Source organism: Streptomyces sp. G-G2, assembly GCF_030063135.1.
Classification (GTDB): Bacteria; Actinomycetota; Actinomycetes; order Streptomycetales; family Streptomycetaceae; genus Streptomyces.
Window position 1 is genome coordinate 1 of record NZ_JASISO010000052.1, and the last position, 21,407, is coordinate 21,407.

General features: G+C 70.5%; 20 protein-coding genes and 2 pseudogenes. 17 read left to right on the forward strand and 5 right to left on the reverse strand.

From position 1 onward, the window contains the following. Positions 1-416: 416 nt before the first annotated feature. From QMF80_RS31440 to QMF80_RS38450, 4 genes and pseudogenes are all read left to right on the forward strand, one after another. A complete protein-coding gene (locus QMF80_RS31440) occupies positions 417-1,868 on the forward strand; it encodes an amidase (protein ID WP_283459479.1) in 1,452 nt (483 codons plus the stop codon). Between the two features lie 201 nt (positions 1,869-2,069). Continuing rightward, the gene (locus tag QMF80_RS31445) at positions 2,070-2,543 is read left to right on the forward strand and encodes a MarR family winged helix-turn-helix transcriptional regulator (protein WP_283459481.1); all 474 of its coding nucleotides are present in this window, start codon (positions 2,070-2,072) and stop codon (positions 2,541-2,543) included. A 78-nt stretch (positions 2,544-2,621) separates the two neighbouring features. Then, positions 2,622-4,244, forward strand: coding sequence for an MFS transporter (locus tag QMF80_RS31450; protein WP_283459483.1), 1,623 nt, complete (start codon positions 2,622-2,624; stop codon positions 4,242-4,244). 159 nt (positions 4,245-4,403) lie between these two features. Then, positions 4,404-4,627, forward strand: a pseudogene (locus QMF80_RS38450) (hypothetical protein); the annotation flags it as partial. Between the two features lie 171 nt (positions 4,628-4,798). Here QMF80_RS38450 and QMF80_RS31455 read toward each other — a convergent pair. Together QMF80_RS31455 and QMF80_RS31460 are read right to left on the reverse strand one after the other, a co-directional pair. After that, on the reverse strand, positions 4,799-5,188 hold the full coding sequence (locus QMF80_RS31455) for a hypothetical protein (protein ID WP_283459485.1): 390 nt from the start codon (positions 5,186-5,188) through the stop codon (positions 4,799-4,801). Between the two features lie 423 nt (positions 5,189-5,611). Beyond that, complete coding sequence (locus tag QMF80_RS31460) at positions 5,612-6,175, reverse strand: TetR family transcriptional regulator (protein WP_283459486.1); 564 nt, start codon at positions 6,173-6,175, stop codon at positions 5,612-5,614. A gap of 113 nt (positions 6,176-6,288) precedes the next feature. Between QMF80_RS31460 and QMF80_RS31465 the strand changes: the two genes are divergently transcribed. From QMF80_RS31465 to QMF80_RS31510, 10 genes and pseudogenes are all read left to right on the forward strand, one after another. Beyond that, on the forward strand, positions 6,289-6,972 hold the full coding sequence (locus QMF80_RS31465) for an SDR family oxidoreductase (RefSeq protein ID WP_283459488.1): 684 nt from the start codon (positions 6,289-6,291) through the stop codon (positions 6,970-6,972). Positions 6,973-7,085: 113 nt separating this feature from the next. Further along, a pseudogene (locus tag QMF80_RS31470) lies at positions 7,086-7,391 on the forward strand (NADP-dependent oxidoreductase); the annotation flags it as partial. Between the two features lie 92 nt (positions 7,392-7,483). Further along, the gene (locus QMF80_RS31475) at positions 7,484-8,299 is read left to right on the forward strand and encodes an oxidoreductase (protein WP_283459491.1); all 816 of its coding nucleotides are present in this window, start codon (positions 7,484-7,486) and stop codon (positions 8,297-8,299) included. A gap of 270 nt (positions 8,300-8,569) precedes the next feature. Then, positions 8,570-9,004, forward strand: a complete 435-nt coding sequence (locus QMF80_RS31480; protein ID WP_283459493.1) for a VOC family protein — start codon at positions 8,570-8,572, stop codon at positions 9,002-9,004. 32 nt (positions 9,005-9,036) lie between these two features. Beyond that, a complete protein-coding gene (locus QMF80_RS31485) occupies positions 9,037-9,603 on the forward strand; it encodes a GNAT family N-acetyltransferase (RefSeq protein WP_283459495.1) in 567 nt (188 codons plus the stop codon). 571 nt (positions 9,604-10,174) lie between these two features. Beyond that, positions 10,175-11,644 (forward strand): sensor histidine kinase, encoded by a 1,470-nt coding sequence (locus QMF80_RS31490; protein WP_283459497.1) that lies wholly within the window; start codon positions 10,175-10,177, stop codon positions 11,642-11,644. Between the two features lie 3 nt (positions 11,645-11,647). Beyond that, a complete protein-coding gene (locus QMF80_RS31495) occupies positions 11,648-12,055 on the forward strand; it encodes a roadblock/LC7 domain-containing protein (protein WP_283459499.1) in 408 nt (135 codons plus the stop codon). Continuing rightward, the gene (locus tag QMF80_RS31500; protein WP_283459500.1) at positions 12,052-12,411 is read left to right on the forward strand and encodes a DUF742 domain-containing protein; all 360 of its coding nucleotides are present in this window, start codon (positions 12,052-12,054) and stop codon (positions 12,409-12,411) included. The genes QMF80_RS31495 and QMF80_RS31500 overlap by 4 nt, the downstream gene beginning before the upstream one ends. Beyond that, positions 12,392-13,012 carry a GTP-binding protein gene (locus tag QMF80_RS31505; protein WP_283459502.1) on the forward strand — a complete coding sequence of 207 codons (621 nt, stop codon included), beginning with the start codon at positions 12,392-12,394 and terminating at the stop codon, positions 13,010-13,012. The genes QMF80_RS31500 and QMF80_RS31505 overlap by 20 nt, the downstream gene beginning before the upstream one ends. Further along, positions 13,009-14,412 carry a cytochrome P450 gene (locus QMF80_RS31510; protein WP_283459504.1) on the forward strand — a complete coding sequence of 468 codons (1,404 nt, stop codon included), beginning with the start codon at positions 13,009-13,011 and terminating at the stop codon, positions 14,410-14,412. Before QMF80_RS31505 ends, QMF80_RS31510 begins: the two co-directional genes overlap by 4 nt. A 61-nt stretch (positions 14,413-14,473) precedes the next feature. Here QMF80_RS31510 and QMF80_RS31515 read toward each other — a convergent pair whose 3' ends face one another. After that, the gene (locus QMF80_RS31515; RefSeq protein WP_283459505.1) at positions 14,474-15,559 is read right to left on the reverse strand and encodes a terpene synthase family protein; all 1,086 of its coding nucleotides are present in this window, start codon (positions 15,557-15,559) and stop codon (positions 14,474-14,476) included. Between the two features lie 71 nt (positions 15,560-15,630). Then, entirely contained in the window at positions 15,631-16,533 is a 903-nt protein-coding gene (locus QMF80_RS31520) for an SAM-dependent methyltransferase (RefSeq protein ID WP_283459507.1), read from the reverse strand. A 387-nt stretch (positions 16,534-16,920) separates the two neighbouring features. Here QMF80_RS31520 and glgX point away from each other — a divergent pair, with 387 nt between their 5' ends. Next, positions 16,921-19,038 (forward strand): glycogen debranching protein GlgX, encoded by a 2,118-nt coding sequence (gene glgX / locus QMF80_RS31525; RefSeq protein WP_283459509.1) that lies wholly within the window; start codon positions 16,921-16,923, stop codon positions 19,036-19,038. A gap of 100 nt (positions 19,039-19,138) precedes the next feature. Here glgX and QMF80_RS31530 read toward each other — a convergent pair whose 3' ends face one another. Then, positions 19,139-19,930 (reverse strand): alpha/beta fold hydrolase, encoded by a 792-nt coding sequence (locus QMF80_RS31530; RefSeq protein ID WP_283459511.1) that lies wholly within the window; start codon positions 19,928-19,930, stop codon positions 19,139-19,141. Positions 19,931-19,991: 61 nt separating this feature from the next. On the opposite strand from QMF80_RS31530, the gene QMF80_RS31535 reads away from it, so the two are divergent. Next, complete coding sequence (locus tag QMF80_RS31535; protein WP_283459513.1) at positions 19,992-20,411, forward strand: MarR family winged helix-turn-helix transcriptional regulator; 420 nt, start codon at positions 19,992-19,994, stop codon at positions 20,409-20,411. 121 nt (positions 20,412-20,532) lie between these two features. Continuing rightward, positions 20,533-21,345, forward strand: a complete 813-nt coding sequence (locus QMF80_RS31540) for a transposase (RefSeq protein ID WP_283459515.1) — start codon at positions 20,533-20,535, stop codon at positions 21,343-21,345. The last annotated feature ends 62 nt before the right edge of the window (positions 21,346-21,407 follow it).

Below are 21,407 nucleotides of genomic sequence, written 5' to 3' on the forward strand. Positions count from 1 at the left end.
CAGCGGCCGTTCCTTCACGCGACGTTGCTCGACACCTCGAAGCGTGAAGAACGGCCGTCCCGCTGTCCCCGGAACGAACCAAGATCAGCAGGTCGGGTGACCAGCGAGGTTAAACAAAAAGCTGAGGCCGGTAGGGGCCCGCGCCGTGCATGGCCCGGCTCCGTGGACGACACCGCGTCGCGAACCCAGAACGGCAGCCCCTCCCCTGGTCTCATGCCTCCCGGGGCGATGAGACCCGCCGCACCCACCGCAGGCATCCATCGCCATCCCCACTACCACTACCGGCGCCAGTGCCGGTGCCAGCGGTCGGGTGAACTGTCCTTGGCCGAGAGGAACATGATGAGCATGTAGGTATCCGTCCCGTTGCGCGAAGCGGCATTTCATGACCTGTTCAACAGGCCGGTACGGTCGCGTTCATGGAATGGAACTTTCAGACGGCCGAGGAACTCACTACTGCCTTACGTGCCGGTGACGTGACCTCGGCGGAACTGACCGACCGGGCGATCGCCCGTATCGAACGGGACGACAAGGCGATCAACGCGATCTGCGTGCCGGACTTCGATCGTGCACGGGCGGCCGCGCACGGCGCCGACCAAGCGCGCGCCCGAGGTGAGGACCGGCCGCTGCTCGGCATTCCGGTGACGGTCAAAGAGTCCTACAACATCGCCGGGCTGCCCACGACATGGGGCATGCCGCCCCACCGGAACTACGTTCCGACCGAGGACGCGGTGCAGGTTTCGCGGCTCAAGGCCGCGGGCGCGGTGGTGCTCGGCAAGACCAATGTGCCCTTGGGGCTGCAAGACGTACAGAGCTTCAACGCGATCTACGGCACCACCAAGAACCCGTGGGATCACGATCGCACACCGGGGGGATCCTCCGGTGGATCGGCGGCGGCCCTGGCGTCCGGATTCGGCGCGCTGTCCATCGGCTCCGACATCGCCGGTTCGTTGCGCACCCCCGCACATTTCTGCGGTGTCTACGCGCACAAGCCGACACTCGGGCTGGCGGCGAACCGCGGAATGGTCCCGCCGCCCTCGCCGGCCTTGCCGACCGACGGTGACCTCGCCGTCGTCGGTCCGATGGCGCGCACTGCCCGCGACCTCACGCTCCTGCTCGACGTGATGGCCGGGCCGGACCCGCTGACGTTCGGTGTCGCGTACGGCGTGACGCTTCCTCCCGCGCGCCACGAGCGGCTCCGCGACTTCCGGGTCCTGGTCCTCGACGAGCATCCGCTCATCCCGACCGGGTCCGCTGTGCGGGCGGGCCTGGACCGGGTGGCCGACGCGCTTGCCGACGGCGGCGCCCGCGTCGAACGGCGCAGTCCGCTGCTGCCCGATCTGACCGAAGCCGCGATCCTCTACACGCAGTTGCTGTTCTCGGGCTCCGTTGCGCGTTTTCCCGTCGAGGCCTACGAGCGGCTGCGGATCCGCGCCGCCCAACTGAGCGCGGACGACCAGAGCCTCGATGCGACGCGGCTGCGCGGCATGGTGCTCAGCCACCGCGACTGGATCGAGGTGAACAGCCGTCGTGAGCTCCACCGGCACGGCTGGCGGCAGCTGTTCGCCGAGTTCGACGCCGTGGTGTGTCCCATCACGCCCACGCCCGCGTTCCCGCACGACCACGACCCCGATCCGATGGGACGCCGGATCGACATCGACGGCGTCGATTACCCGTACTTCGACCAGCTCGTCTGGGCCGGTCTCGCCACCATGCCCGGCCTGCCCGCCACCGCCGTACCAACGGGCCTGTCCCCCGAGGGTCTTCCGGTGGGAGTGCAGCTCATCGGTCCGATGTTCGAGGACCGCACCCCACTGCGGCTGGCCGAACTGATCGAGCAGGAGATCGGCGGCTTCCAAGTACCGAGGTAGGGGACCGCACTTCGCCGCGGAACCAGTCGAGGTCGGCGAGTTCGGCTGGTTCGGCTGGTTCGGCGATTGTGTCGGTGGTCGCCTTTTCTCAACGTTCGGCCACCTGTCGTTCCGATGCTCTTCCGGCATGATGGCGTCCGCGGCGGTGATCGCCTATTGCATATGTTGACATAGGTATCGAGTCATATTTATGCTGACTGCATGCCTCCCACCAGCGCGTCCGCCCAGGACATCAGCTCCGTAGCCTCCGGGCTCGCTGCTGTCCTGCCCGCGCTGAACCGGGCACTGGACCGACGCCTCGCCCAGGACTTCCCGCACGCGGAGCCCTCCAAGAACCAGCTGGCACTGCTCCGGCTGGTCGGCGATCGCACCGGCATCACCGTGCGCGAGGCCGCCGAGGTCCTGCTCATCAAGCCGAACAATGTCAGCGCCCTGGTCTCGCAACTGGTCGCCGAGGGCCTGCTGGAACGGCGGCAGGACACCGCCGACAAGCGCGTCGCGCACCTGCACCTGACACCCGAGGCGCTGCGCCGGGTCGCGGCGATCGAGCGACTGGTCCAGGGCTATGTCACCGAGGCCCTGCGTACCCTGTCGGACGGGGACGTCGCGGCCATCGGCTCGGTCGTGTCCGCGCTCGCGACGCTCCCGGGTCGGATCACCCCCGCCACCGACTGAGTCGGACCCTGCGGCCGGGCCACCCGTATGCGTGTGGCCGCCGCTTTCGCCATCCCCTTTGAGAAACAAGGCACCTTCATGTCCTCCACCCGTGTGGACCGCTCCACCCTGCCCGCAGACTCCCCGCCGGACTCCCCGCCCGACGCTTCGCTGGAATCCCCGCCGGACGCCCCGCGGGGCCGACGCGCCAAACCCTGGCTGACGCTGATAGCCGTGGCCTTCGGCCTGTTCATGGTCGGCCTGGACGGCAGCGTGGTCTCCATCGCCAACCCCGAGATCGGCCGGGACCTGCACGCCTCCACCGCCGACCTGCAGTGGGTCACCAACGCCTACCTGCTGGCGCTGGCCGCCGCGCTGATCCTCGGCGGCAAGCTCGGCGACCGCTTCGGACGGCGCACCTTCTACATGATCGGCGTGGCCGGCTTCACCGCTTCCTCGGTAGCCATCGGCCTGAGCGGGTCGATCGACGGCGTCATCGCCTTCCGCGCCCTCCAGGGCCTCTTCGGCGCCCTGCTGATGCCCAACACCCTGGGACTGCTGCGCGCGGTCTTCCCGCCCAAGAAGTTCGGCATGGCGGTCGGCATCTGGGCCATGGTCTCCTCGGTGTCCACCGCGCTGGGGCCCATTGTCGGCGGCCTGCTGGTCGAGCGCGTCAACTGGGAGTCCGTGTTCTACATCAACGCCCCCATCGGCGTCATCGCTCTGGCCTTCAGCGCCTTCGTGCTGCCGCAGAGCAAGAACTCCACCGGCCACCACCGCTTCGACATCCCCGGTGTCGTCCTGCTGGCGCTGGGCATGCTGATCCTGGTCTTCGGCGTGGTCAAGGGCGAGGGCTGGGGCTGGGCCTCCGGCACGACCCTGGGCACCCTCGCCGCCGGCCTGGTCGTCCTGGCGCTGTTCTGCTGGTACGAGACCCGCATCGATCACCCCCTGCTGCCGATGCGGCTGTTCCGCAGCCCCGCCCTGACCATCGGCGCCGTCATCACCGCGATCAACTTCTTCGCGCTGCTCGGCGTGATCTTCTTCGTCATGCTCTACCTGCAGAACGTCCGCGGCATGACACCGGTTCAGGCCGGGGTGCGCACCCTGCCGCTGAGCCTGGCCTCGGTGGTCGCCTCACCCCTGGGCGCCAAGCTCACCGAGAGGTTCGGCGCCCGGCTGACCATGCCCCTCGGCATGCTGCTGCAGGCGGGCGCGGCCTTCGGGATGCTCGGCTGGGGCGTGCACTCCTCCTACGCCGCCATGTGGCCGCCGTTCATCGCGCTGGGCCTGGGCGTGGGCATGGTGATGGCCGCTTCCTCCGAAGCGATCGTGGGCAACGCCCCGGTCAAGGACGCCGGGGTGGCCGGCGGCCTGCAGGCCACCGCGCTGCAGATCGGCGGCGCACTCGGTACCTCGGTCCTGATCTCCCTGATCAGCAGCCGGGTGAGTTCGACCCTGACCGGTGAACTCACCTCCGCAGGCGTACCCGCACCCATGGCACACGGCCTGGACGCGGCCAAGGACGCGGTGGCCATGGGAGTTTCGCCGGTCTCCGCCACCATGCCCTCGCAGCTCAAGTCCGCCGTGGTCGAAGGCAGCGGGCAGGCCTTCATGAACGGTGTGCACACCGCCGCCCTGGTCACCGGCGTGCTGTGCCTCCTCGGCGCAGTCGTCGCCGTGGTCGGTGTACGGCGCAACCCCGAAGCGGGCCGCCACTGAGGGCTGGCGGCCCAACGGCCCGGTCGGCGGCAGGGGATCACCTGGGGAGGTAGGCCCGGGCCCGCCGACCGGGCCGTTCCGCCCCAGCGATTCCGACCCCCCCGCGTGAGCCGAACGCCCGTAGATCTCGCTGCGCTCGGCCGTCCTGGCAGGCACCCGCCCGCCCGCAGAGCCCTGGGACGTGACGAACACGCGGTGGAGCTGGAGAAGAGGCAGCTGTAGAAGAGGCGGCTGCAGAAGAGGCAGGTGTGGCCGCGGGAGGTGTGGCCGCGGGTAGAAGCCTCACGACGGCCCGTGGGGGCTGGATCCTCTTCGCGGACGAAGCCGGGCTCTCCATGACAGCCCCCCGCGCCTGCACCTGGGCTGGTGCGGGCCCGCATCCATCCCAGCGCCCCGAACGTGGTGGTCCGGGACACCCTCAACACCCACCTGACGTCCGGCACGACACACTACGAGCGCGAGCGCACCCGTGTCCGCGTCCGCGTCCGCGGCGAGAAAGGCATCCGCTGGGGCGACCGACCGCTGACAAAGGTCTGCGGTTTCACCACGGCGCGCTACTCGGCCATCTCCTCGGGAGAACGGTGGCTGACCTTCTTCCCCGCTTCGGTCTCGACCAGGGTGCACGCGCCGATCCAGTCCCCATCGTCGGGATACTCCCAAGTGGTTGCGTCGTTGAGCAGCGCGGGGAGCTGATCACGAGGGATCAGCTCTCCGGGCTGGAAACCGTCCTTCCCGGCCGGGGAGGTCCACGCCGCGACCCGGCGGGCCTCGATCCATCCACGATCGATGAGAGCGAGCAAGATCCCTGCCAGCTCATCGAGCGGCCGGGACTGGTCGGCTTCGTCGAAGTCGCCCCAGACCCCAGGCAGAATGTCGATCTCGTACGCACTGACCATGAAGGCTTCCTCGGCGGTGGTCAGCGCGTCCCACTCATACGTGCTCACCCGCCGATCATTCCAGATCAGCCTGGTGGACCCTCCTGACCCCGCAGCTGATGGAGCGCCTCACGCGGCAGCTTCCGTACTGGCGACGACGCACGGAATGACCTGGCCCGCCAAGCCCGGGACGGCTCCGTCGACGTGACGGGTCAGCCGCGTGCCACAGGCCCGACGACAGGCACACCTCAGTCCCACCGGGACGGCGGGGCTCCCAGGGGGGACGCCGGGCGCCTGCTCCTCATCGTCCTCGTGGAGTCAGGCGGGGTCCGGGCCGCGCAGGGGCCCCAAGCCGCCGCCGACCGGGGTGGAGGCGAGCTGTGGCGGCCGAGCACGCTGAGGTCGCGGTCGAGCGGGAACGGGCGGGCGAGACCGGGCAGCCGATGGTCGAGGCTCGCGGACCGGGCGTCAGGGATCGGGGGATCTTCCGGATCAGCCGCTCGCCGTCGTCAAGGCCGCGCGTGCGGTGGTGAGGATCTCCTCGGAGATCGGGGAGTCCTTGGTCGCGCGGGCCAGGACGAGGGCTCCGAGCATGGTGCACAGCCGGGTGATGCCCTCCTGGTCCTCGGTGGCGAGCGCGTCGGCGAAGGCGCGTACGCCCTCGGCATAGACGCGATGAGCCTCCTGAGGGCCGCGCGCGCGCCCCATGTCGGCGGCGAGCCCGGCGGCGGGGCAGCCGTCCGCCGCGTTGTCGCGGTGCTCGACGGAGAGGTAGGTGTCGATCAGCTCCCGCTGCGCGGCCTCGCGCTGTCCGGCGTGCCGCTCGAGACCGGCCGTGTGGAGCTCGGCGAGTTCGCCGAAGGCGTGCGTGGTGGCCTCGTCCATGAGCGCGGCTTTGGAGGCGAACTGCTTGTAGAAGCCGCCGTGGGTCAGACCGGCGGCCTTCATGAGGTCGGCGACGCTGACGTGGGTGCCCTGCTCACGGAACAGCCGGGAGGCCATCTCCACGACCCGCTGCCGGTTCTCCTTCGCCTGCGTCTGTGACACGCGGCCCATGAGCCACCTCCCAGTTTGATGTCGGTTGCCATCTATCCTAGACTCCAGATTAGATTGCAGTCATGATCTAAATGTCGTCCGGCGCTCGGTCGACAGAGACGCAGGGAGCGGACATGGAACTCAAGGACGCGGTCGCCGTCGTCACCGGAGCCAACCGAGGACTGGGACGCCACATGGCCGCCCAGCTCCTGGAGCGCGGAGCCACGGTCTACGCCGCGGCCCGCCGCCCCGAATTGGACCTGGCCGGTGTCATTCCGCTGCGCCTCGACCTGGGCGACGAGGCATCCATCCGGGCCGCGGCGCACCTCGCCTCCGACGCGACGCTGCTGGTGAACAACGCGGGGATCTCCACCGGCACCCCGCTGATCGGCGGCGACCTGGACACGGTGCGCCTGGAGATGGAGACCAACTTCTTCGGTCCCCTCGCCGTCACCCGGGCCTTCGCCCCGGTCATCGAGCGCAATGGCGGCGGCGCCGTGCTCAACGTCCTGTCCGTCCTGTCATGGCTCCACCCCGCCGGCCTCGGCGCCTACGCGGCGGCCAAGGCCGCCGCCTGGGCCATGACCGACGCCGCCCGCGAGGAGCTGGCACCCCGCGGCATCACCGTCTCCGCGCTGCACGTCGGATACATGGACACCGACATGGCCCGTGTCATCCCGGCTGACCAGAAGGCGGACCCCGCCGACGTCGCCGCCCAGGCCCTGGACGCGATCGAGCGGGGCCTGCCCGAGATCCTCGCCGACGACGTCACCCGGCTCGTCAAGCAGGGCCTGGCGCTGACTCCGAACCAGACGTGAGCGCGCGGCAGACGAGAAGGGCGGAGACGACGATGAGGGCCTTCATGGTCGAGCGCTACGGCGACCGATCCGGGCCGCCCGCCGCTGAGGCGCCGCAACCGCACCTGGGCGCGGCGCACGTACGGCCGGGCCAGAAGGTCCTCGTCCACGCGGGCTCCGGCGGCGTCGGCACCATCGCCATCCAGGTGGCGAAGCACCTGGGCGCCCACGCCGCCACGACCACCGGCGCGGCCAACATCGACCTGGTGAGGAGCCTGAGCGCGGACACGGTCATCGACTACGGACATCAGGCGTTCGAGACGGTCCTGCACGACTACGACATCGTCCCCGGCTTCCCGTTCGAGGCGACCCGGGAAGCGCTGGACTACGTCGGGGAGGGCCGCGCGAAGGCCGGGAAGGTCGTCGTCAGCATGGCGTGACACAGCCGCTCGAAGGCCCGCGCCGACTGCCGGCCGGCGCCCCGCACGCCCGGAGAACCACCACCGGAATGATCAACCTTCAAGGAGTCATGATGACCACGAACCGTCCGGTAGCAATCGTCACAGGAGCGTCGTCCGGTATCGGGCAAGCCGCCGCTCTCTCGCTCGTCGGCGCCGGCTTCGAGGTGGTCGGCACGAGCCGCGACGCCTCCAAGGTCACCCCGCGCGACGGCGTGACCTTCCTCGACCTCGATGTGACCAGTGACGCGTCGGTCACCACGCTGGTCCAGCGGGTCATCGAACGGTTCGGCCGGATCGACGTACTGGTCAACAACGCCGGCATCGGCTCGACAGGCGCCGCCGAGGAGACCTCCCTGGCCCTGGACCAACACGTCTTCGACATCAACCTCTTCGGTGTCATCCGCATGACGAAGGCCGTCCTGCCGCACATGCGGGCCCGGCGCCGCGGGCGCGTCATCAACATGTCGTCGATCTACGGGTTCATCCCCCAGCCCTACATGGCCGTCTACGTCGCCTCCAAGCACGCGGTCGAGGGATACTCAGAGTCCCTGGACCACGAGGTCCGCGAGCACGGCGTCCGGGTCCTCCTCGTCGAGCCCGGCGGGACCAACACCGCGTTCGAGGGAAACATCGTCCAGCCCGACGCGCCGCTGCCGGTCTACGCCGAACAACGCCGCGTCACGGACCAGGTGGTAGCGCAAGCGGTCAAGGGCGGCGACGCCCCCACCACCGTCGCCCGGGCGATCGTCAAAGCGGCCACCGCCCCCAAGCCGAAGCCGCGCTACACCGCCGGCCCCTTCGCCAGGCGTCTCAGCGTGCTGCGCCGCCTCGCTCCGGCGCGGGTCTTCGACCAGCAGATCCGCAGGTTCAACAAGCTGCCGGGCTGAGCCCCCTCGCGGGCCAGTTGACGGGTCGTCCGCACGAACAAGTCCCCTATCGAGAAAGGGATCTCAAGTTCCGTGCCCGGGGGCGACACTCCCGCTACCTCGCAGTTGCCCCGTCCCGGCGCGGGCCTCCGGCCGCTCGCCTCACGAAGGCAGTGCCCGACGACACGGCTCAAGGCCCCACTCATCGGCGCGAGTTGGCCGGGCGCGGGACAACCCGACCAGGGTCGCCCCCGTGGAGACGACGAACGACCCCGCCTCTACGATGGACCGATGAATTCGATCAAGCAGTTCCAAATCACCTTCGACTGCGTAGAACCTGAGCGCGTCGCTCGTTTCTGGCGCGAGGTGTTGGGGTACGTCGTACCGCCGCCGCCGGACGGGTTTGCTACGTGGAACGATTTCGATCGCGCACAGCCGCCTGAGCACCAGGGTCCGGCGTTCGCGTGCATTGACCCCTCGGATGGGGGCCCGCGACTGTTCTTCCAGCGCGTTCCCGAAGGCAAGGTCGTCAAGAACCGGCTGCATCTTGACGTGCGGGTCGGCACCGGACTAGTGGGTGAAGAGCGCCTCGCCGCACTCGAGGCCGCATGCGAACGACTGGTCGCGCTCGGCGCGGTACGCGGGCAGCTACTGCTCGCTGATGACGACAACGAGTCCTGCCTCGGAATGCAGGACATCGAGGGCAACGAGTTCTGTCTCGACTGAGGGGCCGCGAACGCGCCGCATACGATCGGCCGATGGAAGACACCGTCATACTGCACGCGGGCGCGACGCCGTGCGCTCCCGCCCTCGTTCTTCGCCCCTGGCTCATGGAAGACGTTTCCGCGCTCGTCGTGGCGTGCCGGGATCCCGCACTGCGCCACTGGACGAGCACTGTCGTGGAGAGCGACGCTGACGCGGTCCGGTGGGTGCGGGCCCAGCAGCGGGGATGGGCGGCGGGTGACCAGTTCGGCTTCGCGCTCCTTGAAAGGCACCCCGACGCGGCCCAAGGGCACCTGGTCGGCCACGTGGTCCTCAAGGACGTGGCACCCGGCAAACCGTCGGCCGAGGTGGGTTATTGGACCGCGGCGCACGGGCGGGGGCGGGGTGTGGCGCCCCGCGCTCTGGATGTCCTCACCGGCTGGGCCTTCGACACCTTCGTGGCGGACGGGCTGGAGCGCCTGGATCTCCTGCATCAGGTGGACAACCTGGCTTCGTGCCGCGTGGCACAGAAGAGCCGTTACGACGTCGACAGAGTCCTTCCCGCGGCGCCGCCCGCCTTCCCCCTCGACGGCCATCTGCACACACGGCGCAGGGATGCCTGAGGGCCCCTCGTCTTCCGCGGATCGGGTGAGGCGGTCATGCCGCCGGGGTCCCGGACAGCTCGACGAGGTGGCCGTGTTCGAGAGCGGGGTCCGCAGGGGCGTGCCCTGACCACCGTGACCCGCCCTGACCACCGTGACGGGCCCCGGCCGCTCACGCTGGCCTGCGGCCCGACGTCCCTCGCGGGCCGCGGGCGGAAGCGCCCGCCACCACTCCTATAGCGCACTTTCGTTCGGGACACCACTTCCCAACACATCCGATGCGGCCGAAATCGAGCGGAATAGGAGTTCGAATTCCCCTGCCGCACAAGGGTCGGTACGCCGTCGACCTCGCGCTACACCGCCGCCCACCGTGGGCGGAGCCTCGCCCGCGCCGGAATGCGGCGCCGCCAATGGCGCGTATCAGGTCCTCCGGTCCGATGAACTCCACCGAAAGCACGCGTGCCGACAGTTGGGCGTAGTTAAGCTCCCGCCCACCGGTCAGAAGATCTCTTCTTTCGATGGTTCGAGGACGCCGATGGAGCAGAAAAACATTCCCCCCGAAGCCGCACGCCCGGAGGTGGGTACGAGCCGAATGCTGGCTGCCGTCGCGGCCGTCGCGGCCGCTTGCCTGGTCGGGGCGCTCGCTTCCTCCTCGGAGCCGGTCCGCACCGCCTGGATCGGCGTGGGCGCCGCCTGCACCGCCGTGGTCCTCGTCGAAGCGCTCCGGCGCGGTCGCGCGCTCACCGCCCGGCGCGCCGAACTCGTGGCCCTGCGGCACACCCTGTCCCGGCAGGAGACCGAGGCCGTGCGCCTGTCCCAGGTGGTGCTGAGCGAGGCCATCGAGCGGCTGCGCAAGGGCGAGCTGCCCGAAGACGTGCTGACCTCCCTGGGCGGCCGCGGCGGACAGGGCACCCGCTGGGGCGACGACCGAGACCTGACCCCGCGCTTCAGAGCCGCCCTCCAGGCGGTGCTGGCCCAGGTCATCGACACCGTCGACAACGAGGAGAGCCTTCGCGACTCGGCCCAGCGGGCCTTCGTCAACATCGCCCGCCGCGTTCAGGCGATCGTCCACCAGCAGGCGCAGGAGATGCGCGAGATGGAGGACCGGCACGGCCGCAACCCCGACGTCTTCGGCGACCTCCTGCGCCTCGACCACGGCAACGCCCTGATCGGGCGGCTCGCCGACTCCATCTCGGTCCTCGGCGGGGCGCGTCCCGGCCGCCAGTGGAGCCGGGCCGTCACCCTGTACAGCGTGCTGCGCGGCGCGATGTCGAGGATCATCGACTACCAGCGGGTGGAACTGCACTCGGTGACCGAGGTCGCCGTCGTCGGTCCGATCGTGGAACCGCTGATCCATACCCTCGCGGAACTGCTGGACAACGCCACCCGGTACTCACCGCCGCACACCCGGGTCCACCTCACGGCCGTCGAGGTGCAGTCGGGCATCGCCGTGGAGATCGAGGACGGCGGCCTCAGCATGAGCGAAGAGGCCCGCAGGCGCGCCGAGAGGATGCTCGCGCAGGCGCAGTCCGGCATCGACCTCAACGACCTCGGTGAGACGCCGAGGCTCGGCCTCGCGGTCGTCGGCCGGCTCGCGCAGGCGTACGGGTTGCAGGTCTCCCTGCGCTCCTCCGCGTACGGCGGCGTCCGCGCCGTGGTCATCGTCCCGCAGCACCTGATCACCATGGCCTCCGCGGCGACGGGTCTCGCCCACGGCATCGGCTCCTCTTCGGGGCCCCGGGCAGTGGCCCCCGCACCGCGCGAGCGGCCCGGCGGCGACCGTTCGTTCGGCGGGCCGGTTCCGGCTCCGGCTCCGGTACCCCGGCCGGTGCCCGTCACCGGTGGCCCGGCCGCCGACCGCACCGCGGGCGCCCTGCCGCAGCGGCGCCGCAAGGACCGTGCCACCACCTCCGACGCCCGGCCGGCCGCGCAGCCGCGGTCGGCGCAGGACCCCGGCCCCGGCATGTGGCTGGAGGCGTTCCACAGCGGACTGGCCGGCGGGCCCGGCCACGACGCCGAGGACGCCCAGGACGCGTCGGGTTCAGCGACCAAAGGGGCGTAAACGATGATGACTCAGCGAAGCAGCATGGACTGGATGCTCAAGGACCTGGCCGCCGGAGTGCCGCAGACGCGGCACGTGATCGTACTGTCCGCGGACGGGCTCTGCGTGGCGCAGTACGGGGCCGAGACCGACACGGCCGACCGACTGGCGGCGGCCTGCGCGGGCCTGCAGAGCCTCGCCGGCGCGGTCGCCGCCGAACTGCCCAGCTCCGAGGGCAGGATGCGCCTGGTCGTGATCGAGATGGACGGCGGGTTCTTCTACCTGATGGCCGCCGGCGACGGCTCCTTCCTCGCCGTCCTCGCCGACGAAGGGGTCGACGCGGGCCTGATGGGCGCACAGATGCGCGCCCTGGTGTCCCGGATGGGGGATCACCTGAGCAGCCCACCGCGACATGACGGGCAACCCGCGTGAGTGAACCGCCCGCAAGCTGGGAGGACGCCAGTCCCGAACGGCTCTACGTCATCACCGGTGGACGCAGCGGACCCTCCACCGCCGTCCACCTGGACCTCGTGACCCTGGTCGTGGCCAAGGTGGCCGCCCGGCCCGAGATGCAGCCCGAGCAGGCGGCCATCCTGCGGATGTGCCAGTCACCGCTGTCGGTGGCCGAGATCGCCGCGTACGCCGGGCTGCCCGTCAGCGCCATCACCGTGCTGGTCGGTGACCTGATGGCCGCTCGGCGCGTGCAGGTGCGCCCGCCCGTTCCCGCCGCACAGCTACCCGACCTTGCTCTGATCGAGGCAGTGATCGATGGACTTCAGAAACTCTGACGCGCCCGCCGGGCCGCGCGACGCGGACATACTTCCGCAGACGGCCGCGGCCGCCGTCAAAGTCGTCATCGTCGGCGGCTTCGGCGTGGGCAAGACCACGATGGTCGGCGCGGTCAGCGAGATCAAACCGCTGACCACCGAGGAGACGATGACGCGGGCCGGGATCGGCGTCGACGACACCCGGGGCGTGGCGCGCAAGACCACCACGACCGTGGCCATGGACTTCGGTCGCATCAGCGTCAACGACGAGCTCGTGCTGTACCTGTTCGGGACACCCGGGCAGGAGCGCTTCTGGTTCCTCTGGCGCGGGCTCTTCGAAGGCGCGCTCGGTGCGGTCGTCCTCCTCGACACCCGCCGGCTGGAGATCAGCTTCGACGTCATCGGACGGCTCGAGGAGCGGGGCGTCCCCTTCGTCGTGGCCGTCAACTCCTTCCCCGGCGCGCCCGACCATCCGCTGGAGGACCTGCGCCAGGCCCTCGACCTGCCCCCCGCCGTCCCGATCGTCGTCTGCGACGCCAGGCGACGCGACTCGTCCCGCGATGTCCTGCTGACCCTCATGCGCTACCTGCACTCCCAGGCAGCGACCCTGGAGGCAATGTGAGCACCTACCCCACCCCTCCGCCCGAGTGCCCCGCCCACACGGCGGGAGCCGGGGGCGGCCTGTACCGCCTCCACGGGCCGGAGGCGCAAACCGACCCCCTGGGGCTGTACGAGAAGCTGCGGGCCGAACACGGACCGGTAGCCCCCGTGCTGGTCAGCGGCGACCTGCGGGCATGGCTGGTCCTCGGCCACCGGGAGAACCTGGAGGTGGCGCGCACCCCCTCCCGCTTCGCCCGCGACCCCCGGGGCTGGCGCGACATGAAGGAGGGCAGAGTAGCGCCCGACACCCCGCTCGGCCCGATGGTCACCTGGGTGCCGGTGTGCAATTTCACCGACGGGCCCGTCCACGAGCGGCTGCGCGGAGCCGTGGTGGAGTCCCTGGAGCGCTTCGACAAGCGCGGTCTGCGCCGCTACGTGACCCGCTTCGCCAACCAGCTCGTCGACCGGATCGCGGGCGACGGGTACGCCGATCTGGTGGCCGCCTTCTCCGACCAGCTCCCCATGCTCGTCATGACGCAGCTCGTCGGGGCGCCCGACGAGCACGGGCCCATGCTGGTCAACGCGGCACGCGACATGCTCCAGGGAACCGCGACCGCCCTCCAGAGCGACCGCTACGTCACCGCCACGCTGGAGCAGCTGGTCGCGGAGCGCAAGGCCCGGCCCGCCCGCGACCTCGCCTCCTGGCTGCTCGAACACTCCGCGAACCTGAGCGACACCGAAGTGCTGATGCACCTGCGCGTCGTACTGATCGCGGCGTACGAGACCACCGCCAACCTGATCGCCAACACGCTGCGGACCGTACTGACCGACCCGCGCTTCCGCGCGAGCCTCTCCGGAGGCCACATGACCCTGCCCGACGCCCTGGAGCAGGTCCTGTGGGACGACCCGCCCATCAACACGATCATCGCGCGCTGGGCCACGGGAGACACCGTGCTCGGCGACCAGCAGGTGAAGGCCGGCGACATGCTCCTGCTCGGCCTGGCCGCGGGCAACGTCGACCCGCAGATCCGGCCGGATCGCGAGGCCTCCGTCCACGGCAACCGCTCCCACCTGGCATTCAGCAGCGGACCGCACGAGTGCCCCGGCCAGGACATCGGCCGCGCCATCGCGGACACCGGCATCGAGGTCCTCCTGGACCGGCTGCCCGACCTCCAGCTCGCGGTCGACGCGAGCGAACTCCAGTGGCGGGGCACCCTCATGTCGCGCCATCTGCTGTCGCTGCCGGTACGGTTCGCCCCGCGCTCGGCGCCGGAAGCGCAGCCCCAGCCCCAGGAACCGGCCGCGCAACCCGCACACCCGCCGCGGCACGCGCTGATCCCGCCGCAGCCGACCCGGGCGCCCACCGCCGCCGCCCACCGGCGCGGCGTCAGCTGGTGGCGCCGGCTGCTCGGTCGCCGCTGAGTCCGATCCGCGCGCCCGGGGCCCCGGCCGCACTTGCCGGGGCCCCGGCCGCACTTGCCGGTCAGTCGCGCACCTGCCGCCACCAGGAGGCGAGCGCCGGCACGTCGGGCGGCCCCATCCGGGTGTCACTGGGCGCGTCGGCGAACCGGATGTCGAACCGGGCTTCCGCGAGCGGGAGTTCGTACCGGTTGCGCGGGCTCGCGTAGCGGGGCGCCCGGCTCTGCCACCCGATGCAACCGGCTACGTAGTGCCCCAACGCCACCAGATGACGGCGCAGTTCCTCGTCCGCGTCCTGTGCCAGTCGCCCACGCAGCGTGGTGAAGAGGACCATCACCCGGTCCCGCAGGGCCACCGCGAGCGGTACGGCCTCGGCGGGTGAGCAGTTCTCCTGATGGGCGAGGACGTTGACGAGGTTCACCTCGCGCGGCTCCAGGTGGTCGTCCTTGTCGTAGGAGAACAGGTCGTTGTCCGCGCTGACGACGAAACCCGCCGCGTCCGTCAGCGCCGTCAGGGCGGGAGAGCAGAGCACGTCCGGCGGCAGCCGGTCCCCGCGGGCGACGTCCGACCAGGTCAGCGAGAAGCGCGTACCGTTCGCCAGCGGTCCCATGGCGACGAAGTCGTTCAGCGCCGGCATGGTCCCCGTCTCGGCCCGCGCGGCCCGCCAGGCCGCCCCCAGCAGCCAGTCCCGCGTCCCCTCGGTGAACCTGCGCAGCTCCAAGGGGGTGAGCACGGCATGGGTGCGCCGCACCAGGTCCACCAGCGCGCGGGTCATGGGCCCCTCCGGCAGCAGGGACACCCCGGGGTCCTCGATGGTCCGCAGGAGCCGTACACCATGCTCGACGACGGCGCCCGTCCCCACCTCGTCGGAGCCCGAATCCTGCCAGTCGTCCACGGCGTTGGCCCAGTAGTTCCATTGGGTGAACAGCAGTACGGCCTCCTCGTTCCCGGCGGGGATGATGCGGCAGGAGAAGTCGGCGCTGTGGGTGGCGAGACCCCATGCGCGCTCCACCGGATCGGGGTACAGGCCGAAGGAGTCCAACCACTCGACCGCCCGGGCCTCCACCCGCTTCGCCCCGGGATGGACGAGGTCGCGCTCCACCGGGCAGTAGAACGCGGGCAGGTGCGTACCGAGCAGAGAAGGACGCACAGCCGGCGGGGCGGGGCGCGTGGTCGGCGCGGAAGGAGAGGCGCCGGGTGCGGAAGGCCGCGGGCGCGTGGTCATCGGCCTCCCCCGATCCGGAAGCGCAGCAACCGCGTCTCCACCGCGTGGTCGCGCCAGAGCCGGAGGAACTTGCTGTGCGCGATCGTCGACTGCTCCAGCCGTTCGCCGCTCCAAGCGCCCGGCTCGCCGCCGGCCCCCGCCCGCAGCCGGTCGAGTTCGGCGGTGTTCCACGCCATGGACTGCACCCAGAACTCCGCCACGGAGTCCGTCACGTCCTCGTCCCGCATCAGCTCGAAGCCGGCCGACTCGGCCGCGGCAAGGTAGTCGTCCCGCGTGGCCAGTCGCGTTCTGTAGTAGCCGTCTATGAAGTCGGACCACTCGGTGCGGCACAGGAAGTGCTCCTGGATCCCGAACCATCCGCCGGGCTCCAGCGCCCGGCCGACGACCTCGAAGAGGCGGGCCCGGTCGGTGTAGCCGCTGCTCTCGTTGGCGTAGGCGGCGTCGTAGGCATGGGTGGCGTCCAGGTCGTGCACATCCGCCAGTAGGGGCTCCACCCGGTCCCCGACCCCGGCCTCACGGGCGAAGTGCCGCACGATGGGGACGTGTTCCGCCGCGACGGTGAGGCCGGTGACCGACGAGCCGTGCTCCTGGGCCCAGTAGAGCGACGTGCCACCCAGGCCGCAGCCGATGTCCAGGACCCGGCGGGGCGGCGCCTCGTACGCGCCCCACGAGCGGGCCGCGTGCCCGACGATCCGCTCCTGTGCGTCGAGGAGCCGCTGCTTCAGCGTGCTCTGGGAAACGGTGGCGGGCGCCGGGGGGCCGTCGGGGTACAGGCCCACATGGAAGTGGACTCGCGGACCCGGGCCGTACTTCTGGAGGATCTCCCCGGTCTTGCGGCTGTAGTAGAGCCGCACGGGATCGTCCGCGGCTGAGCCCTGGTCGCCGCCTAAGGACGACACGGGTGGTATGACGCGCATGAGATGTCCGCCCTCTCGTGGGGTCGGGCTGGTCTCCGGGACGCGCTGGCGCCGCTCTCATCGCGTCCGGACCGGCACACTGTTGAAGCACGGATCATCGTGGCACCTGGTGGGCCCCACGTCAGCCCACTGGGCACGACGGAGCGGTTCGAGTTGCTCCGGCGTATTCACGGGAGCGCGGGCGCGCAGGACCGCCACCCCGGCGTTTCGCGCCCCCCGCTCCTGCCCCGCCCCAGGTGGCGCGGGGTACGCCGCTCGCACCAAGCGGCCCCGCGCGGCCCCGGCGCGCCGCGCGGCACACCGGCGCGGCGGCGCACGGGAGGGTGCGGGTGCACGGCGGGGCGCCCCCTGCCATGTTTGTCTTCCTGCATGGAGATCTCCGCAGGACGTCCTTTTCCCCTCGGCGCGACGCATGACGCTTCGGGTACGAACTTCGCCGTGTTCTCCGACTGCGCCGAGAGGGTCGAGCTCTGCCTGATCGGCGAGGACGGCGCCGAACAGCGGATCGCGCTGCCCGAGGTGGACGGCGGCGTGTGGCACGGCCGGGTCGCCGGCGTCGGCCCCGGGCAGCGCTACGGCTACCGCGTCCACGGCCCGTGGAACCCGGGAGAGGGGCTGCGCTGCAACCCGGCCAAGCTGCTGCTCGACCCGTACGCGAGGGCCGTAGACGGCCAGATCGACGGGGACCCCGCCCTGACCGGGCACGACGCCGAGGACCCGGACCGCCCGGACGGGCGCGACAGTCTCGGCCACGTACCGCTCGGCGTCGTCACCGGCGGAGAGTTCGACTGGGAGGGGGACGGTCCTCCCGGCCGCGCCTTCCACGACTCGGTCATCTACGAAGCCCACGTCAAGGGCCTGACGAGCCGCCACCCGGACGTGCCCGAGGAGCTGCGGGGCACCTACGCCGGGGTCGCGCACCCCGCGGTCGTCCAGCACCTGCGGGAACTGGGCGTCACGGCCGTCGAACTGATGCCGGTGCACCAGTTCACCCAGGACGGCTTCCTCACCGACCAGGGCCTGTCGAACTACTGGGGCTACAACACCATCGGCTACTTCGCCCCGCACAACGCCTACGCGTCCACGGGCAGCCGGGGCGGCCAGGTCACCGAGTTCAAGGCCATGGTCAAGGCCCTGCACCGGGCGGGCATCGAGGTCATCCTCGACGTCGTCTACAACCACACCGCCGAGGGCAATGACAAGGGCCCCACCCTGTCCTTCCGGGGCATCGACAACCCTTCCTACTACCGCCTCGTCGACGACAGCCCGGCCCACTACTTCGACACCACCGGCACCGGCAACAGCCTGCTGATGCGGCATCCGGCCGTCCTCCAGATGATCATGGATTCGCTGCGGTACTGGGTCACCGAGATGCACGTGGACGGATTCCGGTTCGACCTCGCCGCCACCCTCGCCCGCCAGTTCCACGAGGTGGACAAGCTCTCCGCCTTCTTCGACATCGTCCACCAGGATCCGGTCATCAGCCGCGTCAAACTCATCGCGGAACCTTGGGACATCGGCGAAGGCGGCTACCAGGTCGGCAACTTCCCCGCCCTGTGGAGCGAGTGGAACGGCCGCTACCGGGATGCCGTCCGCTCCTTCTGGCGCGGCGATGAATCGTCCCTCCCCGAGTTCGCGGCCCGGATCGCCGGCTCCGCCGACCTCTACCAGTCGGACCACCGCCGCCCCCGCGCGGGCATCAACTTCATCACCACGCACGACGGCTTCACCCTGCGCGACCTGGTCTCGTACAACGACCGCCGCAACGAGGCCAACGGCGAGGACGGACGTGACGGCGAGAGCGACAACCGCTCCTGGAACTGCGGCGCGGAAGGCCTCACCGACGATCGGGACGTCCTGACCCTCCGCGCCCGCCAGCAGCGCAACATGCTGGCCACCCTGTGCCTCTCCCTGGGGGTGCCGATGATCTCCCACGGCGACGAGCTGGGCCGCACGCAGCAGGGCAACAACAACGTGTACTGCCAGGACAACGAGCTCTCCTGGATCGACTGGGACCTCGACCCGGGGAACACCGAGCTGCTCGCCTTCGCCCGGCGGGCCCTGACCCTGCGCAGGGACCAGCCCGTCCTGCGCCGCCGCCGCTTCCCGCAAGGAGCGCCCACGGACGCGGCCGCTCCGGAGGCCGACATCGTATGGCTCGGGCCCGACGGCACCTGCATGACGCAGGAGGACTGGGAGCGCCCCGGGGCCCGCAGCATCACCGTCTACCTGTGCGGTGACCTGGAGACCGAGGGCACGGCCTCGGCCACGCGCCCGGACTCGCTGCTGCTGATGTACAACGCCGCCGACGAGGAGACCACCTTCCGTCTCCCGCCCGCCGCTTACGGCGAGACCTGGACGGTGGCCCTCGACACCGCGCTGGAGGGCGACGACGCCGGCGACGAGAGCGAACTCAAGGCGACGGCGGCGACGGCGCTGCCACCCCGGAGCATGCGTGTCCTGCGCCGCCGGGCCGCGAATCCGTGAGCGCCGCCCGGCCGGAGCGGGGCGGGGCGGGCCGCGGTTCGGTGTCGGCGTCAGCGTCGGCCTCGATGACATACGCGGACAGCCGGCCGCCGGGGGCCACTCAGCGCTGTGTGGCGTTCGTCCGGTGGAGGTGGGCCTCGATCAGCGCGGTGGTGCTCTCCGGCTGTTCGATCTGCGGAAGGTGACCCGCCTTCGGGACGATCTCCAGGCGGCCGTTGCCGAAGGCGTCGGCGTAGGCCGCACCGTAGGCGGGGGTGACGATGCGGTCGCTCTCCCCCCAGATCAGGAGGGTCGGCACCTGGACGCTTTTGAGTCGGCGCAGCAGTGTGGGGTCGTGCATGTACGGAGCACCCGCGAAGGTGGTCATGGTGGCCATGTTGGCTTGCCGGCCCGCCAGTTCGGCGGGCGGCCGGCCGGTGGGGTCGACGTAGTAGCGGTCGGGGTCGTGCCAGGAGTGCTCCGCCACCCCGCGGGCGTCGAGGGCGAAGAAGTCCGTGATCGGCTCCGTTTCGATGCGCACGCCGACGGCGTCGATGAGGACGAGGCCGGTGATCATTCCTGCGGTGTCGCGCGTGGCCATCTCGGCGGCGATCCAGCCGCCGAGTGAGGAGCCGATGACGAGGACGTCGTGCAGTCGACGGTCGCGCAGGTGCCGTAGGTAGGCAGCGGCCAGGTCGTGGATCGCGGTGAGCCGCTCGGGGCGGTGGGTGCCGTCCCAGCCGGGGTGTACCGGCGTGATGGTGTGGGCCGCGTGGGAGAGGTGCCGGGCGAGGCCGGCGACCGTGGCCGGGCCCCCGCCGCCGTGCAGGAGGAGGACCGGCCTGCCGTCCCCGGCCTCGGACATGGTGAGGGTCAGGTCGGCGTACTCGTCTGTCGTGCTGTTGGTAGACATGCCCTCACCCTAACTAAAGATCTTTATATAAGCTAGCTTGGTTCTCGCGTAGACTCAGTCCATGCATGGAGAGCTGCAAGAACTTGGCAGAGCGGTCAAACAGGCCCAGTACCGGCAGCACCGGGCACTCGACAGTGCGCTCTCAGCGGTCGGCACCACGCTGGCCCAGTGGGACGCGTTGCGGGCGATCAGCCGCTCACCCGGGGCATCGGCCCGCGAACTGGCCGCGGCGACGTTCCAGACGGAGCAGGCTTTCGGAGCGCTGGTCGGCCGCCTGACGGCCCAGGGCGTGGTCGAGCGCCGACCGGGACACGGCCGGCGCATCGAGCACCACCTCACGCCCGCCGGTGAGCGACTCCTGGCAGTCGGCCACAAGGTCGCCGACGAGGTGCTCGCCGTCTGCTTCTCCGCGTTGCCCGACGCGGATCGCGCGGTCCTGCGCGCCCTGCTCCAACGGCTCACCACGGAACCGGCCGCGTAGGCCCGACCCGCCCGTGACGTGGTGGCGGGAGAATCGTTAAGGACGTCCGCCAGTAGGTGTTGAGCTGGGGGTCGAAGCAGTGCAGGCACGGTTCGCCCCGATCATGGAGTCTCTACGCTTCATGATCACCGGGGGATCCGCGCCTGCCGTCCCATCATGCATTCTCGACCCGATCCGCGACCAGTTCCTAGCCCTGCTGCCCGTGCGTGAGGACCGTCATCCGTGGGGCTGCCACAACCCGCGCATCAGTGACGCGGTGGTTTTCGACCGACTCGTGCAGGTCCTGATCTTCGGCTGCGGATACGAGCGGGCGGCCGACCGAGACTGCTCCGCCACCACGCTGCGCCGCCGCCGCGACGAGTGGGTCGCCGCCGGAGTGATGGAGACGCCGAGGCTACTCGTTCTCGCCGCCTACGACCGCATGATCGGCCTCGAACTCGACCAGCTGTCCGCCGACGGCTGCATCGCCAAGGCGCCCTCCGGCGGCGAATGCGCGGGCAAGAGCCCTGCCGACCGGGCCAAACAAGACATCAAGCGGTCGCAGTTGACTGACAGTCAAGGAATACCGCTGGTTACCGATCCAGCCCCGGCCAATACCCGCGACCACACCCTGCTGCCCGCCACCCTCGACCGCTTCGCCGATCTTCAAGCATCCCTGGGACCACTTCCCGAGCACCCGCGGCTGAGCCTGGACGCCGGATACGACTACACCATGGTCCAAGACCTGCTGGCGAGAGGGATCACCGGCCAGGTCGCCAAGCGCGGCGCGAAGACTCCCATTCAGGCCGGCGGGCGATGGGTGGTAGAGCGCACGAACTCGTGGATGAACGACTTCGGCAAGCTCCGCCGATGCACCGAGCGACGAAAAGCTCCGATCGAGTTCTTCATCACCCTGGCCAGTGCCATCATCACGGTCCGCTGCCTCATCCGATGAGCCTGGACCCTCTACCGCTGGGACACCCGCCCCCGGAGTCCCCGCATCCGATGACCTACTGA